Origin of the sequence: Brachybacterium paraconglomeratum, from assembly GCF_039541415.1 — a bacterium.
GTDB lineage: Bacteria > Actinomycetota > Actinomycetes > Actinomycetales > Dermabacteraceae > Brachybacterium > Brachybacterium paraconglomeratum_A.
The window spans coordinates 418,206-433,917 of the sequence record NZ_BAABGE010000004.1 but is presented as its reverse complement, the minus strand read 5'-3'; the positions used below and the strand labels follow the sequence as shown (position 1 = coordinate 433,917).

Sequence of the window (15,712 nt, the reverse complement as noted above, 5' to 3'; positions counted from 1 at the left end):
GCGATCGTAGACTGTGGTCGCCGGGTCCGGGCCCTCATGGCCCGCCCGCACCCCAGCCCTCGTGATGAACGGACCCGAAACCGCGATGACCGCCGACCTCGCCCCCTCCACCCCGCACGGCACGCCCGCGGACGTCGACACGGTCGAGCATGCCGCCTCCACCCCCGAGCAGGCTCAGCCGTGGGCCGACCTCGGGCTCAAGGATGACGAGTACGCGAGCATCCGCGAGATCCTCGGCCGCCGCCCCACCAATGCCGAGCTCGCCATGTACTCGGTGATGTGGTCCGAGCACTGCTCGTACAAGTCCTCCAAGATGCACCTGCGCACCTTCGGCAAGCACACCACCGAGAAGATGCACGAGAAGCTCCTGGTGGGCATGGGCGAGGACGCGGGCGTGGTCGATATCGGCGACGGCTGGGCGGTGACCTTCAAGGTCGAGTCCCACAACCACCCCTCCTATGTCGAGCCCTACCAGGGCGCGGCCACCGGGGTCGGCGGCATCGTGCGCGACATCATCTCGATGGGCGCCCGACCGGTCGCAGTGATGGACCAGCTGCGCTTCGGTGCGATCGACCATCCGGACACCGCCCGCGTGGTCCACGGCGTCGTCGCCGGAGTGGGCGGCTACGGCAACTCGCTCGGCCTGCCGAACATCGGCGGCGAGACCGTGTTCGACTCCTCGTACCAGACCAACCCCCTGGTCAACGCGCTCGCCGTGGGCGTGATGCGCCATGAGGACATTCGCCTCGGCGCCGCCACCGGCGCCGGCAACAAGGTGGTCCTCTTCGGCGCCCGCACCGGCGGGGACGGCATCGGCGGCGCCTCGATCCTCGCCTCGGAGACCTTCGAGGAGGACGGCCCCCTCAAGCGCCCGAGCGTCCAGGTGGGCGACCCCTTCATGGAGAAGGTGCTCATCGAGTGCTGCCTCGAGCTGTATGCCGCCGACACTGTCGAGGGCATCCAGGACCTCGGCGCCGCCGGCATCTCCTGCGCCACCAGCGAGCTGGCCGCCAACGGCGGCTCCGGAATGCACATCCACCTCGAAGAGGTGCTGCTGCGCGACCCCACCCTGAACGCCGGCGAGATCCTGATGAGCGAGTCCCAGGAACGCATGATGGCCGTGGTGAACCCCGAGAAGCTCGCCGAGTTCCAGGCCATCGCCGCGAAGTGGGATGTCGAAGCAGCGGTGATCGGCGAGGTCACCGGAGACGGCCGCCTCACCATCGACCACCACGGACACCGCATCGTGGACGTGGACCCGGCGACGGTCGCGATCGACAGCCCGGTCTACGACCGCCCCTACGCCCGGCCCGACTGGCAGGACGCGCTCCAGGCCGACACCGCAGAGGTGCTCCCCCGCCCCGGCACCGCCGAGGAGCTCGCGGCGACGCTGCGCACCCTGATCGCCTCCCCGAACCTCGCCTCCAAGAACTGGGTCACCGACCAGTTCGACCGCTACGTGGGCGGCAACACCGCGCTCTCGATGCCCGACGACGCCGGCGTGCTGCGGATCGACGAGGCCACGGGCCGCGGCATCGCCCTCGCGACCGACGCCAACGGCCGGTACACCAAGCTCGATCCCCGCACCGGCGCGCAGCTGGCGCTGTCCGAGGCCTACCGCAACGTGGCGACCTCCGGCGCGGTGCCGCTCGCGATCACGGACTGCCTGAACTTCGGCTCCCCCGAGGATCCGGGTCCGATGTGGCAGCTGGTCGAGGCGATCGGTGGGCTCGCCGAGGCGTGCGAGACCCTCGAGGTCCCGGTCACCGGCGGCAACGTCTCCCTCTACAACTCCACGGGTGAGCCGGGACTCATCGACTCCGCGATCCACCCCACCCCGGTGGTCGGCGTGCTCGGTGTGTTCGAGGATGTTGCGCGCCGCGTCCCCTCCGGCTGGCAGGCCGACGGTCAGTCCGTGCTGCTGCTGGGCACCACACGGGAGGAGCTCTCGGGCTCGGCCTGGGCCGATGTCCTCCACCAGCACCTGGGCGGCATGCCCCCGCAGGTCGACCTCGAGGCCGAGCGCTCGCTGGCCCGGGTGCTGATCACCTCCTCCGAGGAGGGGCTCGCCACCGCGGCGCATGACCTCTCCGAGGGAGGCCTGGCCCAGGCCCTGGTGGAAGCGGTGACCCGTTTCGGGACCGGCGCCCAGGTGGACCTCGCCGGCCTGGTGGAGCGCGACGGCGTGGATCTCACCAACGCCCTGTTCTCCGAGTCGCAGGGCCGTGCGCTGGTCTCCGTGCCCGCAGCGCAGGAGCAGCGGTTCACGGCGCTGGCCGCCGAGCATGGCGTGCCGCTGCTGCGCCTCGGCAGCACCGGCGGCAGCGCCCTGGCGTTCGAGGGCGTGGGCTCCTTCACCGTGGGTGAGCTGCGGGAGCTGCGGGACGGCACCCTGCCTCGCTACTTCGGCTGACCGCAGAGAGCACGAGGGCCTCCCGGCACACGCGACTGCGTGTACGGGGAGGCCCTTCTCTGCGAATTCCCCTCTCCGCTCTCGGCTCCGGTCTCTGGCGGCGACCGCTGAGAGGGGATGCCGCGCCGAGAAGAACGTTCCACGGAGCGGCGGACGCTCAGTCCGCCCGGTAGAGACGATGCGCCTCGGCGAGCTTCTCCTCGACAGCCGCTGCGGCGGAGGCGGGCGTGGACAGCCCGCCGAGGTCCAGCACGGGCCCCGTCCCGTCGGAGATGGTCCATCCAGTTCCGCCCTCGACGAGGGAGCTGTGCTTCACGTCGTAATATCCCGGCTTCGCCGTGAGTGCGATACCGCGGGCCCCGTGGAGCGAGGCGACCAGGTGGTGGTGGAAACGGGTCGTGATCCAGCGCTGATGTGCGGCTGGCGTGAACTCGCCGCGCCAGAACTGGGTGAAGGGGACGAACCCATCCTCGGCCACCAGATCCCGAAGCCGGTCATATCCTGCGTAGTCCCCACCGGGCAGTGCCTCCACATAACGAGTCCGCTCTCGCGGGATCCCTGAGGCCTCCACGGTCCTTCGCACATAGTCCAGCAGCTGCTCGAAGGCGCCGACGTCGATAGCGTCCGACTGGACGCACAGCACCAGCTCCGGCGGTGCGGAGCGATCGAGGGCCGGCAGGGCTTCGAGGAGATAGGCGTCGTCGACGCCACGGGCGATTCCCCGTAGCTCCGCACTCGGAGCGTCCCGCACGCTCACGTGGTCGAAATCCTGCAGGAACTCTTCTCCGAAAGGGGCGAAGCCCTGGCCGGTCGCGAGCAGCGGTGCGCCACTGAGACGGGATGCTGCGCGCATGGTGCGGACGATGAGGTCGTTCTCCGGCCACACCGCGTTGAGGAAACCGCCGCCGAGCAGGTGCAGGCTCTGTGCCTCGCGCAGGGCGAGCAGAGACGCGTCGTACAACGGAGTGCCGAGCTCCGTGACGATGTCTTCCACGCTGCGTCGAGAGCCGTGCCGGGAGTCCTCGACCGTACGGAACACCGCATCGGTCACGCGGAGCCGTGGGTGGATGCTGCCGAACAGCGCGGTCGCCGTCCCCGGGTGTCGGACGTCCAACCAGACATCGTCCTCAGGGCGGTGGCGCGCCAGATGTTCGAGCCAGCGCCGCGCGATGAGCTCATCCCCGTAGTTCGGGTAGGACGCCATCGATACCAGGTAGAACGGCGCCCGCGCGGGCCCCTCGAACTGCACTGGTGCTGCCTGTTCAGCACCCGGAGAGCGTGCTGAGCGAGCACCGAGCTCGGGTGCCGGGACACCGGCCGTCGCTGCCGCAGAGGAGGACGCCGGGCGCTGCCGACGGAAACTGAACATCTCAGGCGCGTCCGGTGTGCTTCATCCAGCGCATCACGAAGGTCGCCATCTGGTCGCGCTTGATATAGGCGTTGGGACGGAAGGTCCCGTCATCCCAGCCACGGCTGATCCCAGTCTTCGCGAGCCAGCCGATCTCCTTGGCGAAGACGTGGCTGCGGGGAACGTCCTTGAAGCGATCAGCGTCCGACGTGCTCGCGGCCGGCGATCCGGCGGCTCGGTAGAGGAAGGCCGCCACTGCATCGCGCTTGACGGGTTCAAGGGGCCGGAAGGTGCGGTTGTTCCCGAAGCCCCACCCCTCGGTGATGCCTTCCTTGTACGCCCAGCAGATCTCCTTGTAGAAGACGAAGCTCGGATTCACATCCCGGAAGGGCGAGGTGCGCGGGGGTGTGTACGCCGGCGCGCCCATCGCACGGTGGATGAACACGATCATCGCGTCACGGAGGTTGTTGCTGTTGGGCTGGAACGTGCGATTGCTCCCGTCTCCCCAGCCCTTGGTGACACCGGCGGCGAAGAGATCCTGGATCTCGAGGAAGAACACCCGTGACGGGGAGACGTCGCGGAAGGAGGGCTTCACGAACCGGGTCCTGCTGCCCTCGCGCGCTGCGAGACCGTTCTGGAACGGCTGGATCTGACGGTCGCCGTCGGTAGACGCGTTCCTGGCAGGACGACCCCAGGAGCCACCCCACTGGGGGCCGAACGGCGTCGCATAACCGGCGGCCGAGCCGCCCTCCTGGAGGACCAGCCCCTTGGTGAGTGCGGTCGCGGTGTACTTCCCGGTGCGGTGGGCGCTCTTGACGACCGTGCCGAGCTTCGCCGCGCCGCCCGCTCCCTGGAAGGCCCAGAGGTGCTCTTTCCAGCCGCCGTCGATGAAGCTCTGCGCCTCGCCGCGGATGGTGTCGAACTGGCCGTAGAGGCTCAGCCCCGGGCATTCGGTGAAGTTGACGTCGCGGTGGCCCATCATCTTCGCGAGCAGGATGGTCTTCCCAGCGGTGAATCGCGTGCCGGTGCCGGGAGTCCAGGAGGACTTGGCCCACACGCTGGTCTGGAAGGTGTTCAGCAGCTTCCATCCCACCAGCTCCGCGACGGCGACCCTGGCGGCACGCGGCGGGACGGTGCTGCTGTAGTTCCCCATCACCGAGATGCCGAAGGAGCCGGTGTTGAAGCCGTACGCGTGGGCACCGGTGATGTTGCGGTGCAGGCCGCCGCTGCGACCCTCGAAGATCTGGCCGTACTTCGAGACCAGGATGTTGTAGCCGATGTCGGCCCAGCCCAAGGTGCCGGTGTGGTAGCTCAGGATGCCGCGCACGATCTGCGCGGACTGCGAGGCGGAGTAGTTGTTGGTGCCTGCGGTGTGGTGGATGACCACGGCCTTGAGCTGATCGGCGCCACTGGTACCGCGCACCACCGATTCGTCCGCCCCCCAGCCTGCACGGGAGACGTACGACGGCGCTCCGGGTCCGAGGACGGGTGTGGCGGGATTCGTCGAGGCGACCGCAGCCATCGTGGTCACCTGATCGGCCTGGGAGACCCTCGCGCCCGGGCCGGTGAACTGCTCGACGTGGCTGTCGGCCGGAGCCGGCGAGGTGGTCACCACATGCGCGGTCAAGCCCTCGGTGACGTCGTCTCCTTCGAGCTCAGCCCGGATCTGCAGGGCGGAGACCACCCCGACCCAGGCGACCTCGGTGCCGGCGGCGTCCTCACCGGTCTCGGGATTCTCCGCGGTCTCCAACGGGAGCCACTCGGTCCACTCGCCGTCCTCGCCCAGACCACGGGCCTGGACTTCCGGGGCATCGTTGTCATTCGGCCAGGTCACGCCGACCATGGTCGCCGGCTGATCGGCGAGATCGCGCACCTGCGCGTCACTCTCATCGAGCAGCGGCACATCCGCCAGGGCGATGTCGAGGATGCGGGTCTCGCCGTCGGTCACCGAGGGGTCGGCGAGAGCGGGTACGGCGCTGAGCACAGCAGCTCCGGCGGGAACTGAGGCGGCTGCGACAAGCAGCCCGCGCCGCGAGAGTGGCGAGATACGTCGAGTGTCGGGGGCGGGGGGAATGTTCCGCGTAGACATGTATGAACAGCTCCGAACGAGAGGTGGTGGGGCGCGACAGTCGATGTCGAGCCACACCAGACACACCACGTGCTCAGAGAACGAGACGAGGGTGCCCGGAGAGCGGACATCCGTCAATCACCGTAGTCCACGAAACCCGCGCAGAATCTTTCGCTCGGGTCACGATCCGACAAACACCGGAGATGCTGGTCTCAAAAGCCCAGGTGATATCGGAAATATCCGATACCAGGCAATAGTCCAAATTTTATTGGAATGCCTCGCCTCGGACGTGAGCTCCTGAACGATCACCGAAAACGAGGGCGGGACGCAGGATCTCTCCTGTGTCCCGCCCTCGTCACGGTGCGGCGTCAGACGCTGCTCAGGCCTCGTCGGCCTCATCAGCGGCCGGCTTCGCGTTGGCGAACCCAGCGGCCTCGGCGGCGTCCGCGGTGCGGAACCAGACCTCGGCGATGGTGCGGTCGTACCAGGGCGACTCCGGGGTATGGAACTTCATCGAGTCCTCATTGCCCTTGATGTCGAAGCCCTCGGGCGGGGTCTCGCCCTTGTAGGAGTCCTCGCCGTACGGCGCGGTGCTCTCCTCGGCAGCTGCGGTGTCCTCAGCCTTGACGTCGTTCTTGGCGGCGCCCTCAGCCTCCTTCACCACGGACTGCTTGGCCGAGAACTCCTCGGTGACGAGCTCGATGACGGCCATCGGGGCGTTGTCGCCACGACGGGGAGCCACCTTGGTGATGCGGGTGTAGCCGCCGGGACGCTCCGAGAAGCTCGGGGCGATCTCCTCGAACAGCGTGTAGACGACGCCCTTGTCACGGACGGTCTCCATGACCCGACGACGAGAGGCGAGATCGCCCTTCTTGGCCTGGGTGATGAGACGCTCCGCGTGGGGGCGCAGGCGCTTGGCCTTGGTCTCAGTGGTGGTGATCGCCTTGTGGCGGAAGAGCTCGGTCGCGAGGCTGGCGAGGATCATCCGCTCGTGGGCGGGGGATCCGCCGAGGCGCGCACCCTTGGTGGGGGTAGGCATGGTCGTTCTCCTAGTGAAAGATAAAGGTCAGTACTGGTCGCCGAAGCCGTCGGAGTAGGAATCCATGGCGGACGGATCGAATCCGGCCGGGGAATCCTTCAGCGACAGACCGAGGTCGACGAGCTTCGCCTTGACCTCGTCGATGGACTTCTGGCCGAAGTTGCGGATGTCGAGCAGATCGGCCTCAGAACGGGCGGTCAGCTCGCCGACGGTGTGGACACCCTCGCGCATCAGGCAGTTGTACGACCGGACCGTGAGGTTCAGGTCGTTGATCGGAAGCGCCAGATCGGCGGCCAGAGCCTGGTCCGTGGGCGACGGGCCGATCTCGATGCCCTCCGCCTCCTGGTTCAGCTCGTGCGCAAGACCGAACAGCTCGACCAGGGTCTTGCCTGCCGAAGCCACCGCATCACGCGGGGAGATGGCGGGCTTGGTCTCGACGTCGACGATCAGCTTGTCGAAGTCGGTGCGCTGCTCGACACGGGTTGCCTCGACCTTGTAGGTCACCTTCAGCACGGGCGAGTAGATCGAGTCGACCGGAACCCGGCCGATCTCTCCGTCGACGCCCTTGTTCTGCGCGGCGGAGACGTAGCCGCGACCGCGCTCGACGATCAGCTCGATCTCCAGCCGGCCCTTCTCGTTCAGGGTCGCGATGTGGAGGTCAGGGTTGTGGATCTCCACGCCGGCCGGCGGGGTGATGTCGGCAGCGGTGACGCGACCGGCTTCCTCGCGACGCAGGTACATCACGACCGGCTCGTCGTTCTCGGAGGAGACGACCAGGTTCTTGACGTTGAGGATGACCTCGGTGATGTCTTCCTTCACGCCGGGAACCGTGCTGAACTCGTGGAGCACACCGTCGATGCGGATCGAAGTGACCGCAGCTCCGGGGATCGAGGACAGCAGGGTGCGGCGCAGGGAGTTGCCGAGGGTGTAGCCGAAGCCCGGCTCGAGCGGCTCGATGATGAACCGTGAGCGGTTGTCCGACACGACCTCTTCGGTCAGCGTGGGGCGCTGTGCAATGAGCACTGTGGATCCTTTCAGCGAGCGTCCGCCATATGACGCTCAGAAGGGGGCGATGGGCCTAGAAGGTGGGTGGTGTCCAGGGTGCCGGGCACGGCAGGAGCCCTGCCCGGCACGGAACGGAACGACAGGGAGCAACGTCCCCGCCGTGACCGCAGAGGTCAGACGCGGCGGCGCTTGGCCGGGCGGGTGCCGTTGTGCGGCTGCGGGGTGACGTCCTGGATCGAACCGACCTCGAGGCCGGTCGCGGTGAGCGAGCGGATCGCGGTCTCGCGGCCGGAGCCCGGGCCCTTGACGAAGACGTCGACCTTCTTCATGCCGTGCTCCTGGGCGCGACGAGCTGCGGACTCGGCGGCCATCTGCGCGGCATAGGGGGTCGACTTGCGCGAGCCCTTGAAGCCGACCTGGCCCGCAGAGGACCAGGCGATGACGGCACCGTTCGGGTCCGTGATGGACACGATCGTGTTGTTGAATGTGCTCTTGATATGAGCCTGGCCGTTGACAATGTTCTTCTTGTCCTTGCGGCGCGGCTTACGCGCAGCGGCCTGCTGGGTCTTGGATGCCATGCGGCAGTACTCCTCTGGTGGATTTCGGGTGCGCCGGGTCCCTCAGCGGCGCGAAGTGACTACGGGTCCGAAGACGCTCGCGGTCCGACGGCAGAAGCCGTGGATCAGCGGGTCTTCTTCTTGCCGGCGACCGTGCGCTTGGGGCCCTTGCGGGTGCGCGCGTTGGTCTTCGTGCGCTGACCGTGGACGGGCAGGCCACGGCGGTGGCGCAGACCCTGGTAGCTGCCGATCTCGACCTTGCGGCGAATGTCCGCGGCGACCTCGCGGCGAAGATCGCCCTCGATCATGTAGTGCTCTTCGATGTGATCGCGAAGCTTGACGAGGTCCTCGTCGCTGACCTCGCGCACGCGCAGGTCACCGGAGACGCCGGTCGCGGCCAGGGTCTCCAGGGCGCGGGTGCGTCCCACGCCGAAGATGTACGTCAGGGCGACTTCAAGGCGCTTTTCGCGCGGAAGGTCGACTCCCACCAGACGTGCCATGTGCAGATTCTCCTACTGTCTCGGAGGCCTGATCCAACACCTCGCCCGGGTCTGTTTCCCTGGACGCCGCAGCCTCCGCGCTGCGGGTGGCCGACCCGAGGGCCGGTGGTGTCGTCTCTTCTTTTATGTGTGTCCGACGGATCGGACGGTGCCCTTGCGGGCTGCCACCTCAGGGGCGGCTGTCACGGCAGGTGCCGGGATGTGCGGAGTACTCCGCTCAGCCCTGGCGCTGCTTGTGACGGGGATTCGAGCAGATCACCATGACACGCGAGTGGCGACGGATCACCTTGCAGTTGTCACAGATGGGCTTGACGCTCGGATTGACCTTCATAGCTTTCCTTCTCCCGGGACGATCACTTGTAGCGGTACACGATGCGGCCACGGTCAAGATCGTAGGGGCTCAGCTCGACGACCACACGGTCCTCGGGAAGGATGCGGATGTAGTGCTGGCGCATCTTCCCGGAGATGTGCGCGAGCACCTTGTGCCCGTTGTCGAGCTCAACACGGAATCGCGCATTCGCAAGCGCCTCCGTCACCAAGCCCTCGACCTCGATCACGCCGTCCTTCTTCGCCATGCCTCCCCAATCTCTCGCCCCCGGCACACCGGAGCCGAGTTCCGCGTTCCTGAATTCTCAGGCTGTGCTCACCGACCGTCAGGCGACGGTACGGTGGTCGACAAGGGTGCGCGCTGCACGTGCCGTCAGCCTCGCTGATCTTCACGGCGGAGCCGTGGGATCGATCGGCGCGACGGGACTGCACGACCTGCGATGAGGACGACATGCACGGAGCACACCCGATGGATCAGCCTACACGCGCCTCACGGATCAGGCGAGGGGCCGCGGTGATGACACCGGTCACTTCCCGCCCACGGCTCGGCCTGCGGGCGGCTGCACCCTGAGACTTCCTCACGCAGCAGGGTCGGCCAGCGGATCCGGCGCGGCCACCACGCCTCGCAGCGCGAGCTCGGCGGCGCCGCCGTCGCCCTCGGTGAGCACCAGCAGACCCTGCTCGGTCACGGCCACAGAATGCTCTGAATGGGCCGCACGACCTCCGGCGGTGGCCCGCACGGTCCAGTCATCGTCCTCGAGCGTCCAGTTGCCGGGGCCCTGGATCAGCATCGGCTCGATCGCCAGGCACATCCCGGGGCGCACCCGGGGGCCACGCGAACGGGTGCGGTAGTTCATGACGTCGGGGGCCTGATGCATCGCCGTACCGATCCCATGGCCTCCGAAGCCCTCGAGGTGGGAGAGGGACTCCCCCGCCATCTCGCTGACGAAGTCCTCGATCGCGGCGCTGACCTCCCCCACACGGTCCGCGGAGGCGAGGGCGGCGATGCCGGCCCAGAGCGCCTCACGGGTGGTGCGGACGAGGTCCTCATCGGCCACAGAACGAGGCGTGCCCACGATATGGGTGCGTGCCGCATCCGAATGCCAGCCCTCGATGATCAGACCGCCGTCGATGGAGACGATGTCGCCGTCCACGAGCCGACGGTCGTCGGGGATCCCGTGGACCACGACCTCGTTGACGCTGATGCACAGCGTCGCCGGATATCCCTGGTAGCCCAGGAAGTTCGGGGTCGCGCCCTCGTCGCGGATCATGTCGTGGGCAAGGGTGTCCAGCTCGTCGGTGGTGATGCCGGGCCGGATCTCCGCGGCGAGCATCTCGTGGACGCGGTGCAGCAGCTTCCCGCTGCGGCGCATCACCACGATCTGCTCAGGGGTCTTGAGCTCCACGCGCTCCGGCAGGATGCTCATCGGCTGGCGAGGGCCCCACGCAGCGACGTGGTGACGTCATCGATCGACGCCATGCCATCGACCCGGCGCACCAGGTCTCGCTTCTCGTAGACGTCGATCAGCGGCGCGGTCTGCTCGGAGTAGACCTCGAGCCGGTGGCGGATGGTCTCCTCGGTGTCGTCGCTGCGACCCTGTGCCCTGCCCCGCTCGACGAGCCGGCCCACGACCTCCTCGGTCTCCACCACGAGCAGCAGCACCGCGTCGAGCGTGGTGTCCAGCTCGGTGAGCATCCCGTCGAGGGCGGACACCTGGTCGAGGGTGCGGGGGTAGCCGTCCAGCAGGAAGCCGTCCTGGGCATCGTCCTCGGCCAGCCGCGAGCGGACCATGTCGTTGGTGACCGAATCGGGGACGTATTCGCCCTTGTCCATGTAGGACTTCGCGAGCACGCCGAGCTCGGTCTGACCGGACACGTTCGCGCGGAAGATGTCGCCGGTGGAGATCGCCGGGATGGAGAGCTCCTCCGCGAGGCGCACGGCCTGGGTGCCCTTGCCCGCACCGGGCGGGCCCACGATCAGCAGGCGGCGGGCCTGGACAGAGGAGGCGGGGGTGGAGGTGTTCACCGAAGAATCCCTTCGTAGTGGTGCTGCTGGAGCTTCGCATCGATCTGCTTCACGGTGTCGAGGCCGACGCCGATGATGATCAGGAGGGACACGCCGCCGAGCGGGAAGTCCTGCGAAGTGCCGAGATAGACGAGAGCGACCAGCGGGATCAGACAGATCACCGCGAGATAGACGGCACCCGCGGACTGGATCCGGTTGATGACATAGCGCAGGTAGTTCTCGGTGGGCTTGCCCGCGCGCACGTTGGGGATGAACCCGCCGTACTTCTTCATGTTGTCTGCGATCTCCTCCGCATTGAAGGTGATCGAGGTGTAGAAGAACGCGAAGAAGACGATCAGGGTCACGTACACCAGCGCGTAGACCCAGGAGAAGGAGAAGCCGAGCACCAGGTGGGTGTTGACCCACTGCACCCATCCTGCTTCCGGATCTCCGAAGGACGAGGCCATCTGCGGCAGCGCGAGGATCGAGCTGGCGAAGATGACGGGGATGACGCCGGCCTGGTTGACCTTCACCGGAATGTAGGTCGAGGTGCCGCCGTACATGCGGCGACCCACCATGCGCTTCGCGTACTGCACGGGGATCCGACGCTGCGACTGCTCGACGAACACCATGCCGACCATGACGACCAGCGCCACGACGATGACCAGCGAGAAGGTCAGCCATCCCTGCAGCTTCCACACCTGGGCGAAGGAGCCCGGGAAGGAGGAGGCGATCGAGGTGAAGATCAGCAGCGACATGCCGTTGCCGATGCCACGCTCGGTGATCATCTCGCCCATGAACATGATCAGGACGGTGCCGACGGTCATCGTCAGGACCATCATCAGCAGGGTCGGGATCGACTGGTCGGGAACCAGCTCGAGCTGGCAGCCGACGAAGAAGTTGCCCGAGCGCACCAGCGTGATGATGGTGGTCGACTGGAGGACACCCAGACCGATCGTGAGGTACCGGGTGTACTGGGTGAGCTTCGCCGTGCCGGATGCCCCTTCCTTATGAAGGGCTTCGAACCGCGGGATCACGACGCGCAGCAGCTGCACGATGATCGACGCGGTGATGTAGGGCATCACGCCCAGGGCAAAGATGGAGAGCTGCAACAGGGCGCCACCGGAGAACATGTTGATCATGCCCATCACGTTGGAGCCGCCGGCCGAGGCGGCCTGATCAGCGCAGAACATCACGTTGGAGGCGTCGAATCCCGGGGTGGGGACGAAGACACCAGCGCGATATACCGCGAGCAGACCGAGTGTGAAGAGAATCTTCGCCCTCAGCTCGGGGGTGCGCAGCGCGCGCACGAACGAGTTCACCTGTTTCCCTCCTGGAGGTCCGGGGACGGGACCAAGGCTGTCATGGTCCGCCCCGGTGCCGCGGATCTTCGCGGGCATCGGACCGGCCCCGATATGACGACGGGGCACCGTCGCACAGATTATTCTGTGCCACGGCGCCCCGTCAAAAGAGACTCACGCGGTGGTGACGGACCCGCCAGCCGCCGCGATCTTCTGCTCCGCCGAGGCGGAGAACTTCTGGGCGGTGACGTCGAGCTTGACGCTCACGTCGCCGGCGCCCAGCACCTTGACGGGCTGGTTCTTGCGCACGGCGCCCTTGGCGACGAGATCCTCGACCGTCACAGTGCCGCCCTCGGGGAACAGCTCCTGCAGGGTCGCCAGGTTCACTGCCTGGTACTCGACGCGGAACGGGTTGGTGAAGCCGCGAAGCTTCGGCAGCCGCATGTGCAGCGGCATCTGCCCGCCCTCGAAGCCGATGCGCACCGTGTTGCGGGCCTTGGTGCCCTTGGTGCCACGTCCGGCCGTCTTGCCCTTGGAAGCCTCACCGCGACCGACGCGGGTGCGTGCGGTCTTGGAACCCGGCGCGGGGCGCAGGTCGTGAAGCTTCAGAGGGCTCTGGTTGGAATCAGTCATGTCAGTCCACCTCTTCGAACGTCACCAGATGGGTGACGGTGCGGATCATGCCGCGGATCTCAGAGCGGTCTTCCTTCACCACGGTGTCACCGATGCGCTTGAGGCCGAGGCCGCGCAGGGTGGCTCGCTGGCTCTTGGTGCCGCCGATGTCAGAACGGGTCTGGGTCACCTTGATCTGCATCAGGCACCCACCTTCTGTGCACGGGCCGCTGCACGACCTGCGGCCTGAGCCCGCAGGAGCGGTGCCGGGGTGACCTGCTCGACCGTGAGGCCACGACGTGCTGCCACGGCCTCCGGCTCTTCGAGCATCTTGAGTGCGGCGACCGTTGCCCGCACGATGTTGATCGCGTTGGTCGAGCCGAGCGACTTGGAGAGCACGTCGTGCACTCCGGCGCACTCGAGAACGGCGCGGACCGGACCGCCGGCGATGACGCCGGTGCCAGGAGCGGCCGGGCGCAGCAGGACGACGCCTGCTGCATCCTCACCCTGAACCGGGTGCACGACGGTGCCCTGGATGCGAGGGACGCGGAAGAAGTTCTTCTTCGCCTCCTCGACGCCCTTGGCGATCGCCGCGGGCACCTCCTTGGCCTTGCCGTAGCCGACACCGACGGTGCCGTCGCCGTCACCCACCACCACGAGGGCGGTGAAGGAGAAGCGGCGGCCGCCCTTGACGACCTTGGACACGCGGTTGATGCTCACGACGCGCTCGAGGAATGCCGACTTCTCGGCCTCCTGCCCGCGGCCGCGGCCACCCTGACGCCCACCACGGTCGTTGCCGCCCTGACGGGCACCACGATCGTTGCTGGTGTTCGTGTTGTCGTTCCCACGGCCGGAGGCCGCGGGACCGTTGCTACGCTGCTGTGCAGCCATATTCAGATCCTCTTCTCGTCCTGTGTCCGGGCGGCGATCACAGCGCCAGGCCAGCCTCGCGGGCGCCGTCTGCGACGGCGGCCACACGGCCGTGGTACTTGTTGCCGCCGCGGTCGAACACGACGGAGTCGATCCCGGCAGCCTTGGCACGCTCAGCGACGAGGGTCCCGACGGTGCGGGCCTTGTCGGTCTTCGCTGCCTCGGTGCCGCGCAGGTCGGCTTCCATGGTCGATGCCGACGCGACGGTCTTGCCGAGGGCGTCGTCGACGACCTGGACGAAGACGTGGCGCGCAGAGCGGGTGACCACCAGGCGCGGACGCTGGGCGGTGCCGATGATACGACGACGAACCCGAAGGTGGCGACGGCCGCGCATGCGCAGCTTGCTGCCCCGGTTGCCCTTGGTGTGCTTGAGTGCGTAACCCATGGTCACTTACCAGCCTTTCCGGCCTTGCGAAGCACGACCTCGTCGGCGTAGCGCACGCCCTTGCCCTTGTAGGGCTCGGGCTTGCGCAGCTTGCGGATGTTCGCTGCGACTTCGCCCACCTGCTGCTTGTCGATGCCGTTGACCGAGAACTTGGCCGGCGACTCGACGACGAAGGTGATGCCCTGGGGCGCCTTCACCACGACGGGGTGGGAGAAGCCGAGGGCGAACTCGAGGTCCGTGCCCTTCGCGGTCACACGGTAGCCCGTGCCCACGATTTCCAGCTTCTTGGAGTAGCCCTCGGTGACGCCGAGGACGATGTTGTTGACGAGCGTGCGGGTCAGGCCGTGGAGGGCCTTGGTCTCACGCTCTTCGTCGGGGCGGCTCACCACGATGGTGCCGTCCTCACCGCGCTCGACGGTGAGGGGTGCGGGCACCACATGGGTGAGAGCCCCCTTGGGGCCGGTCACCGTGATGGTGCGGCCTTCGATGGCGACGTTCTGCACTGCTGCCGGTACTACGACCGGGCGGAGTCCGATGCGGGACATAGCTGTTCTCCTCTCCCGCTCACCAGATGTAGGCGAGGACTTCCCCACCCACACCCTTCTTGGCAGCCTGCCGGTCGGTCAGAAGGCCGGAGGACGTGGACAGAATCGCCACGCCCAGTCCGCCGAGGACCTTGGGCAGATTGGTGGACTTTGCGTACACGCGCAGGCCGGGCTTCGAAATACGGCGGATCCCGGAGATGGCACGCTCACGGCTGTCCGAGTACTTGAGTTCGAGGACGAGCTTGCTGCCCACCTCGGCCTCTTCCTCGGTCCAGCCGAGGATGTAACCCTCTGCCTTCAGGATGTCCGCGATGCGGGCCTTCAACTTCGAATACGGCATGGACGCGTTCTCGTGGTACGCCCCTGAGGCGTTACGGATGCGCGTCAGCATGTCCGCGATCGGGTCGGTCATGGTCATGTCTGTTGCTTCTTCCTCACCTGGTTTCCCTCGGCCGCCATGTATGCGACGAGGGACCTCTGGCGGTAGTCCTTACCAGCTGCTCTTGGTCACGCCGGGGAGCTCACCGCGGTGAGCCATCTCGCGAAGGCAGACTCGGCAGAGTCCGAACTTGCGATACACGGAGTGCGGACGACCGCAACGCTGGCACCGGGTGTAGCCGCGCACAGCGAACTTGGGCTTACGCTCCGACTTCTTGATCAGGGCTGTCTTCGCCATA

Annotated in this window: 19 protein-coding genes; 1 reads left to right on the top strand and 18 read right to left on the bottom strand. The window is 67.3% G+C overall.

All coding sequences use genetic code 11. The annotated features are described in order from the left end of the window. The first annotated feature begins 64 nt into the window (after positions 1 to 64). Positions 65 to 2,413: a phosphoribosylformylglycinamidine synthase subunit PurL gene (purL, locus tag ABD893_RS06495; protein ID WP_425548351.1), complete on the top strand. Its 2,349-nt coding sequence runs from the start codon at positions 65 to 67 to the stop codon at positions 2,411 to 2,413. Between the two features lie 157 nt (positions 2,414 to 2,570). Here purL and ABD893_RS06490 read toward each other — a convergent pair whose 3' ends face one another. From ABD893_RS06490 to ABD893_RS06405, 18 genes are all read right to left on the bottom strand, one after another. After that, positions 2,571 to 3,617, bottom strand: coding sequence for a polysaccharide pyruvyl transferase family protein (locus ABD893_RS06490; protein ID WP_345077094.1), 1,047 nt, complete (start codon positions 3,615 to 3,617; stop codon positions 2,571 to 2,573). Between the two features lie 166 nt (positions 3,618 to 3,783). Continuing rightward, positions 3,784 to 5,745: an S-layer homology domain-containing protein gene (locus tag ABD893_RS06485; protein ID WP_345077091.1), complete on the bottom strand. Its 1,962-nt coding sequence runs from the start codon at positions 5,743 to 5,745 to the stop codon at positions 3,784 to 3,786. Between the two features lie 463 nt (positions 5,746 to 6,208). Continuing rightward, positions 6,209 to 6,868 carry a 50S ribosomal protein L17, sunset domain variant gene (gene rplQ / locus ABD893_RS06480; protein ID WP_345077088.1) on the bottom strand — a complete coding sequence of 220 codons (660 nt, stop codon included), beginning with the start codon at positions 6,866 to 6,868 and terminating at the stop codon, positions 6,209 to 6,211. Between the two features lie 27 nt (positions 6,869 to 6,895). Next, positions 6,896 to 7,891 (bottom strand): DNA-directed RNA polymerase subunit alpha, encoded by a 996-nt coding sequence (locus tag ABD893_RS06475; protein WP_345077085.1) that lies wholly within the window; start codon positions 7,889 to 7,891, stop codon positions 6,896 to 6,898. A gap of 155 nt (positions 7,892 to 8,046) precedes the next feature. After that, on the bottom strand, positions 8,047 to 8,451 hold the full coding sequence (gene rpsK / locus ABD893_RS06470) for a 30S ribosomal protein S11 (RefSeq protein ID WP_345077082.1): 405 nt from the start codon (positions 8,449 to 8,451) through the stop codon (positions 8,047 to 8,049). Positions 8,452 to 8,555: 104 nt separating this feature from the next. Beyond that, entirely contained in the window at positions 8,556 to 8,930 is a 375-nt protein-coding gene (gene rpsM / locus ABD893_RS06465) for a 30S ribosomal protein S13 (protein ID WP_345077079.1), read from the bottom strand. A 217-nt stretch (positions 8,931 to 9,147) separates the two neighbouring features. After that, positions 9,148 to 9,261 carry a 50S ribosomal protein L36 gene (gene rpmJ, locus ABD893_RS06460; protein WP_299298739.1) on the bottom strand — a complete coding sequence of 38 codons (114 nt, stop codon included), beginning with the start codon at positions 9,259 to 9,261 and terminating at the stop codon, positions 9,148 to 9,150. 22 nt (positions 9,262 to 9,283) lie between these two features. Beyond that, positions 9,284 to 9,505, bottom strand: coding sequence for a translation initiation factor IF-1 (gene infA, locus ABD893_RS06455; RefSeq protein WP_299298742.1), 222 nt, complete (start codon positions 9,503 to 9,505; stop codon positions 9,284 to 9,286). Positions 9,506 to 9,835: 330 nt separating this feature from the next. Then, positions 9,836 to 10,684 carry a type I methionyl aminopeptidase gene (gene map / locus ABD893_RS06450; protein ID WP_345077074.1) on the bottom strand — a complete coding sequence of 283 codons (849 nt, stop codon included), beginning with the start codon at positions 10,682 to 10,684 and terminating at the stop codon, positions 9,836 to 9,838. Then, positions 10,681 to 11,283 (bottom strand): adenylate kinase, encoded by a 603-nt coding sequence (locus tag ABD893_RS06445; RefSeq protein ID WP_345077071.1) that lies wholly within the window; start codon positions 11,281 to 11,283, stop codon positions 10,681 to 10,683. The genes map and ABD893_RS06445 overlap by 4 nt, the downstream gene beginning before the upstream one ends. After that, positions 11,280 to 12,584, bottom strand: coding sequence for a preprotein translocase subunit SecY (secY, locus tag ABD893_RS06440; protein WP_345077068.1), 1,305 nt, complete (start codon positions 12,582 to 12,584; stop codon positions 11,280 to 11,282). The genes ABD893_RS06445 and secY overlap by 4 nt, the downstream gene beginning before the upstream one ends. A 153-nt stretch (positions 12,585 to 12,737) precedes the next feature. Continuing rightward, positions 12,738 to 13,196: a 50S ribosomal protein L15 gene (rplO, locus tag ABD893_RS06435; protein WP_345077066.1), complete on the bottom strand. Its 459-nt coding sequence runs from the start codon at positions 13,194 to 13,196 to the stop codon at positions 12,738 to 12,740. Between the two features lies 1 nt (position 13,197). Beyond that, a complete protein-coding gene (gene rpmD / locus ABD893_RS06430; protein ID WP_425548350.1) occupies positions 13,198 to 13,377 on the bottom strand; it encodes a 50S ribosomal protein L30 in 180 nt (59 codons plus the stop codon). Further along, positions 13,377 to 14,066, bottom strand: a complete 690-nt coding sequence (gene rpsE, locus ABD893_RS06425) for a 30S ribosomal protein S5 (protein WP_299298757.1) — start codon at positions 14,064 to 14,066, stop codon at positions 13,377 to 13,379. Before rpsE ends, rpmD begins: the two co-directional genes overlap by 1 nt. A gap of 37 nt (positions 14,067 to 14,103) precedes the next feature. Beyond that, a complete protein-coding gene (gene rplR, locus ABD893_RS06420; RefSeq protein WP_345077061.1) occupies positions 14,104 to 14,490 on the bottom strand; it encodes a 50S ribosomal protein L18 in 387 nt (128 codons plus the stop codon). Positions 14,491 to 14,492: 2 nt separating this feature from the next. Then, complete coding sequence (gene rplF / locus ABD893_RS06415; RefSeq protein ID WP_345077058.1) at positions 14,493 to 15,035, bottom strand: 50S ribosomal protein L6; 543 nt, start codon at positions 15,033 to 15,035, stop codon at positions 14,493 to 14,495. 19 nt (positions 15,036 to 15,054) lie between these two features. Continuing rightward, a complete protein-coding gene (rpsH, locus tag ABD893_RS06410) occupies positions 15,055 to 15,453 on the bottom strand; it encodes a 30S ribosomal protein S8 (RefSeq protein WP_345077056.1) in 399 nt (132 codons plus the stop codon). 72 nt (positions 15,454 to 15,525) lie between these two features. Beyond that, positions 15,526 to 15,711: a type Z 30S ribosomal protein S14 gene (locus ABD893_RS06405; protein WP_193103395.1), complete on the bottom strand. Its 186-nt coding sequence runs from the start codon at positions 15,709 to 15,711 to the stop codon at positions 15,526 to 15,528. Position 15,712 lies beyond the last annotated feature (1 nt).